We start from the raw sequence: 6,148 nt of genomic DNA on the forward strand, positions 1-6,148 counted from the left end.
GAACCCGAAAGGCGAGAGGTGACCGCCCTGCCGGGCCTCAGAGCCCGCCCGGCCCGCGGCCCGTCCGGCGACGAGCGCTCCGACGCCCATGTCATCGAGCAGTCCTGGGACGACCCCGATGCGTTCGCCGTCCTCTTCGACCGCTACGCCGACGACATCCACCGCTACGCGGCCAGGCGCCTCGGCACCGAGGCGGCCGACGACCTGATGGCCGAGACCTTTGTGATCGCCTTCCAGCAGCGCCGCCGCTACGACCTGTCGCGGCCGCAGGCCCGCCCCTGGCTGTACGGAATCGTCACCAACCTCGTCGGCCGGCACCGGCGTTCGGAGGCCCGCAGGCTCAGGGCCCTCGCGCGCGTCGCGGTGCTCTCCCCGGCGGAGGCCGAGCCCCTCGCGGACCGGGTGGCCGCCAGGGTCAGCGCCGAGCACTCACGAGCCCAACTGGCGGGCGCCCTCGCGGGGTTGTCGGCCCGTCACCGGGACGTACTGCTGCTGATCGCCTGGGGCGATCTCGACTATGCGGAGGCGGCGGAAGCCCTGGGAGTGCCGGTGGGGACCGTGCGTTCGCGGCTGCACCGGGCGCGGACCGGGCTGCGGCAGGCGCTGGGCGGGTCGGATCCCACGGCCCTGCATGAGGAGACCGAGAAGACCACCAAGGTCGGTACGACCGAGGCGATGGAGGAGACCGATCGTGGATGACCTCACCGCGGTGCGCGAACTGCACGACGACGTACCCCAGTTGACCGACGACGCGCGCGCGGCCGCCCGCGTCCGCCTGCAGCGCGCGGTCCTCCAGGAACGCCGTCCACATGCGCTCTCCCGGCGGCTGATGCTCAGGGCGACCGTCGCCGGGACGGCCGCGGCGGCGGTCGCGGGGGGCATCGTGGTCGCGGTGGGGCGCGACGGGGGCACGGATGCCTCGCGGATGACCCCGCTGAGCGCGGAGCGCCTGCTCCGTACGGCCGCGAGCCGGTCCCGTTCCTCGGAGACCGGTCTGCGGATTCCGCGCGACGACCAGTACCTGTACACGAAGACCTACATCACGCGGACGTATGTGAAGGGCAAGAGGACCAAGACCTGGACCGACCAGAGCTGGATGTCCGTGGACGGCCGAAAGCCCTCGTGGCGTGAGGAGTACGGCAAGGTCCACCACGATCCCCCGCTGGGCAAGCACGAGGTCAGGTGGCCGCCGACCGAGTACGCCGAGCTGGCGAAGTGGCCGACCGACCCGGACAAGCTGCTCGATGTGCTCAGGATGGCCGACAAGGATTCACCGACCGCCGGACGCATGGCGTTCGTGAACGCCTGCATGCTGATGATGGGGCCGCGCGTCATGCCGCCCGGCCTGGAGGCCGCCACCTTCGAAGCCGTCGCGAAGCTCCCCGGCATCAAGCTGGACCACCACGACGTGGACGCCCTCGGCCGGCACGGCATCGGGGTCTCGTACCCGAAGGTCAGCTTCTCGTTCGTCTTCGACCCGAAGACCTACGCCTACCTGGGCCTGCGGCTGAAGGGAAGCAGTCCGGAGAAGATCGACGGCGCATGGCGGCAGACCCATTGGTACTACGAGATGCGGGGCCTGCAGGAGTCGGGCGTCGTGGACCGCATCGGCCAACTCCCCTGAGGCCGGGGGCCGCCGCACCGCGCGGGGGGCGGTGCGGCGGCCCGGCCGGTGCTCAGCCGATGTGGTAACTGTCCCCGTACGTCTGCCAGTCCAGCGGAGTGTCCAGGCACAGATTGCCGTCGTCCAGGAAGACCCGCTGCTCGGTGTCGACCCGGCTGGTGTCGCTGTGGGCCTCCTCCTGCTTCATCGCCCACACGCGCGCGTCGAGGAAGGCGTTCAGGTACGCCGTCTCGTCGCCGCCCTGCGCGGGCGGCTGCGCGCTGTTCAGGGCGCGCCTGCGGATGCTGCGGAAGCTGGTGGGGTCGTCGCCGTCGCCGTGCATGACGATGGCGTCGTAGTAGGCGAACTGGCCCAGGGTGCCCAGGCCGTCGGTCTTCCCCTGGCTGACGGCCGGGTTGAAGTACACGCGGTCGCGCTCGTCGTTCTGCGCCTGTTGGAAGGCGCCGTCCTGGGCGGCCCTGCGCCAGTCACCGGGGAAGTCCGGGTCCAGGCCGTCGTGCGAGTCGGAGCCGTTGACCTCGCGCAGCGCCGGGAGGTACTTGGCGAGGACGTTGCCCGGCTCGCGGTCGGTGTAGAGCTGGACCAGGTCGAGCATGTCGCCGGTGCCGGAGCAGAAGCCGATGATCCCGGCGGTGTAGCCGCGGCCGTCGCCGATGTCCTCGATGTACTGGTACTGGGCCTTCCAGTCGAGCGAGGAGTTCTCCGCGCTCGACACCAGCTTCATGGCGATCTCCTTCTTCGCCGGGTCGTCGAGCCCGGCGCAGTCGGCGGCCGCCGACGCGTGCGAGGGCCGAAGGAGGGGGACCGCGGCCAGAGAGGCGCCGGCCGCCACGAGGAGGGTGCGGCGCGATATGCGGGCAGGGCGTGCGGGGTCGCTCGAGGGATGCCTCACGGGGGCTCCAAGTCGTGGTGGGGGGTGGGGAGTTGGCCGTGCAAGACACTGATAGGAAGGTTTCCTATCAGAGGCCGCGCGCGAAGCACACCCGTCGCGGGACAAGTTCGTAGGGATGTACGAGGAAGGTACGGACCAAAAGGGGGTGAGTCAGGGCAGCGGCTGCTCGGCCCAGATGACCTTGCCCTCGGGGGTGTACCGGGTGCCCCAGCGCTCGGCGAGCTGCGCCACCAGGAACAGACCGCGGCCGCCCTCGTCCGTCATCGCCGCGTACCGCAGATGCGGCGAGGTACTGCTGCTGTCGAAGACCTCGCAGATCAGGGTGCGGTCCAGCAGCACGCGGACCCGGATGGGGTCGGTGCCGTAGCGGATGGCGTTGGTGACCAGCTCGCTCAGGACCAGCTCCGTCGTGAAGGCCAGCTCGTCGAGCCCCCACGCGTCGAGCCGGCGGCTCACCGAGGCCCGTACCTCGGCGACCTTCGCCGGGTCGGGCGGCACCTGCCATTCGGCGATGTGGTCGGCGGGCAGTGCCCGGGTGCGGGCGACGAGCAGGGCGACGTCGTCGCTCGGTTTGGCCGGCAGCTGCGAGTCCAGCACCGTCCGGCAGGTCTCCTCCGGCGACTCACCGGAACGTTCCAGCGCACCGCGCAGCAGGGCCAGCCCCTCGTCGATGTCCCGCTCCCGGTCCTCCACGAGCCCGTCCGTGTACAGGACGAGCCGGCTGCCCTCCTCGAGGGTGAGCTCGGCCGTCTCGAACGGCAGACCGCCGAGGCCGAGCGGGGGTCCCGCGGGCACGTCGGGGAAGTCGACGGTGCCGTCGGGCCGCACCAGAGCGGGCGGCGGGTGGCCCGCGCGGGCGATCGTGCAGTTCCTCGTCACCGGGTCGTAGATCGCGTACAGACAGGTGGCGCCGATGACCGGAGCGCTGTCGTCCGTGGTCTCGTCCTGGTCGATGCGGCCGATCAACTCGTCCAGCAGCGCGAGGAGTTCCTCGGGCGGCAGGTCCAGCGCGGAGAAGTTGTGCACCGCGGTGCGCAGCCGCCCCATGGTGGCCGCCGCGTGCAGCCCGTGCCCCACCACGTCCCCGACGACGAGGGCGACGCGGGCGCCCGAGAGCGGCAGTACGTCGAACCAGTCGCCGCCGACGCCCGCCTGCGCGGGCAGATAGCGGTAGGCGATGTCGAGGGCGCTCTGGTCGGGCAGTGTGCGGGGCAGCAGGCTGCGCTGCAGGGTCACGGCCATGCTGTGCTCGCGGGTGTAGCGGCGGGCGTTGTCGATGGAGACCGCGGCGCGGGTCACCAGCTCCTCGGCGAGGGCCAGCTCCTCCGCGTCGAAGGGGTCCGGCCGGTCCGAGCGCCAGAAGCTGACCACGCCCAGCACCAGGGTCCCGGCGCGCAGCGGCACCGTGATCAGCGAGTGGATGCCGTACTCCACGACCTGCGCGGTGCGCTCCAGGTCCTGCGCGTGCCAGCCGGGCGCCACGCGCAGGTCCGGCTCCAGCACGGCCTGCCCTGAACGCAGGCTGCGAGCCTGCGGCGAGGTGTCGACGAATTTGGTCTGCCGGCCCACCTTGTACAGCGGGGCGTCCTCCCGTACGCCGCTCAGGGCGGTGCGCCGCACGGACGTCGACCCTTCCGGCTGGCCCCCGGCCAGCACCGCCTCGAACAGGTCGACCGTCGCGAAGTCCGCGAAGCGCGGCACGGCGAGTTCCGCCAGCTCCTCCGCGGTACGGGTGACGTCCAGGCTCGTACCGATGCCGACTCCGGCGTCGTACAGCATGTCGAGGCGTTCGCGCGCGGTCTCGGCGCGACCGGACAGGGCCCGCAGCTCGGTCGAGTCGCGCAGCGTGGCGACGGCGCCCGGCGGGCCGCCCTCGAGGTCGGTGGGCCGCTGGTTGACCGCCAGCAGCCGGTCCTTGACCAGGTGCACCTCGTCGGTGGCCACGCGCCCGGAGGCCAGCAGCTCCGCGGTGTCGGGAGCGAGGCCCAGGTCGAGTGCGTGCCGGCCCTCGGCGTCCGTGGGCAGGTCGAGCAGGCGGTGCGCCTCGTCGTTGGCGAGCAGCAGGCGGCCCTCGCCGCTGACGATGAGGACCCCTTCGCGTACGGCGTGCAGCACCGCGTCGTGATGCTCGTACATGCGCGTCATCTCGTCCGGCCCCAGGCCGTGCGTCTGGCGCATCAGACGTCTGCTGACCAGCGCGGTGCCCGCCGTGGCCAGGGCGAGACCCACGGCGGCGGCCATCAGGACGAGCGGGAGCTGGCGGTTGGCGGCGCCGCCCACGTTCTTGGTGGTGATGCCGGCCGACACGAGGCCGACGACCTTGTTGTCGGGGGCCCGGATCGGTACGACGGCCTGCACCAGCCGGCCGATCGTGCCGTTGATCTCCTCGGTCACCGTGTGCCCGGCCAGCGCGGGCGCGATCGTGCCGACGAACTTCTTGCCGATGCGGTCCGGTTTGGGGTGCGTGTAGCGGATGCCGTCGGTGTTCATGACGACGATGAAGTCCACGCCCGTCGCCTTGCGGGCGGCCTCGGCGCGCGGCTGCAGGATGGCCGTGGGATGGGGGGCGGTCAGGGCCGCGCGGGTGCCGGGGGCGTTGGCGAAGGACTCGGCGACCGCGACCGAGCGGTTGCGGGCCTCCTGCGTGCTGTCGTGCCGGGCCTGCAGATACAGCGCCACCACCGCGGCGACCACCAGCAGCAGCACGATCACCACTTGCAGGACGAACACCTGCCGGGCGATGCTGCGTCCGGTCAGCGCCGACCGCAGGGCCCCGAAACGCCCCGGCTCGGATTCACCCGCCTGGGCCCTGCGCCGGCTGATCACCCCCGCCGGCGTCCGCGTCGCTCGCTGCCCGTGCACTCCGTGGGCACGAACGCTCGCGCGGCGGGCACGGGGACCGCCGGGGCGACGATGCGACCGGGCCCCGGAACGATCCGGAAGTCGGACCATGTGCCCATGTCTACACTGCCGCGCCGCATGAGGCGAGAGGCGTCACAGACGGTCACAGGGCTTGCGCTTTGGCGGGTGGGGGTGCTTTGGGGGCGGGTGTGCTGGGGCGGGCGGGGGGCTTTTGGTGGGCGGTGGTGGTTTGTTCTGGGGGGTGGGGGTGCGGCGGACAGTGTTTGTGGTGGGGGGCGGTTTCGGGGTGAGGGCGTTCGAGGGTGCGGGCGTGGTCGATCGTGCCCGGGGCCGGTGTGTCGGCGCCAAGGCCGGTCGCCGTTTGTTGTGCGGCGTGTGGCCGGGGGAAGGGCGGTGTCGTCGATGCGGGCGAGGGGTGGGCTGCGCCGGCTGAGGGCGGGGTCGCGGCCGATCGTCCCCGGAAGGTGCGGTGCCTCGACGGCAGGGGTGGTCGGGGTGGTACGCGACCCAGGGCCGGGAAGTGGGCCATGGCGTCGGGGTGGGCCGAGGCGCGGCGGGCCGGGCTGTTCAGTGGGTCGATCGCGGGGTGGGGTTGTTCGGGTTGCCGTGGCAGGGCGAGCCGCACCGGTGTGGTGGTCGGTTCCGGGGCGGGGTCTGCCGGGGTGGTGTGTCGGCGCTGCCCCCGCCCCGCGGTGCCGGTGTTCGGCTCAGTGGCGCTGCCCGTTGGTCGTTTTGCGGGTGGCCGGGAGGTGGGCCATGGCGTCGGGGTG

General features: G+C 72.3%; 4 protein-coding genes. 2 read left to right on the forward strand and 2 right to left on the reverse strand.

From position 1 onward, the window contains the following. Nucleotides 1–18 precede the first annotated feature (18 nt). Both JYK17_RS31390 and JYK17_RS31395 read left to right on the forward strand, forming a co-directional pair. Nucleotides 19–699 (forward strand): RNA polymerase sigma factor, encoded by a 681-nt coding sequence (locus JYK17_RS31390; RefSeq protein WP_372465341.1) that lies wholly within the window; start codon nucleotides 19–21, stop codon nucleotides 697–699. Further along, nucleotides 692–1,624, forward strand: a complete 933-nt coding sequence (locus JYK17_RS31395) for a CU044_5270 family protein (RefSeq protein WP_108015884.1) — start codon at nucleotides 692–694, stop codon at nucleotides 1,622–1,624. Before JYK17_RS31390 ends, JYK17_RS31395 begins: the two co-directional genes overlap by 8 nt. Nucleotides 1,625–1,676: 52 nt before the next feature. On the opposite strand, the gene JYK17_RS31400 is transcribed toward JYK17_RS31395, so the two are convergent. Further along, nucleotides 1,677–2,516, reverse strand: a complete 840-nt coding sequence (locus JYK17_RS31400; RefSeq protein ID WP_108015883.1) for a chitosanase — start codon at nucleotides 2,514–2,516, stop codon at nucleotides 1,677–1,679. 150 nt (nucleotides 2,517–2,666) lie between these two features. Further along, nucleotides 2,667–5,468, reverse strand: a complete 2,802-nt coding sequence (locus JYK17_RS31405) for a SpoIIE family protein phosphatase (RefSeq protein WP_222811688.1) — start codon at nucleotides 5,466–5,468, stop codon at nucleotides 2,667–2,669. Between the last annotated feature and the right edge of the window lie 680 nt (nucleotides 5,469–6,148).

It is taken from the genome of Streptomyces plumbidurans, assembly GCF_019857225.1.
In the GTDB taxonomy this organism is placed as follows: domain Bacteria; phylum Actinomycetota; class Actinomycetes; order Streptomycetales; family Streptomycetaceae; genus Streptomyces; species Streptomyces plumbidurans.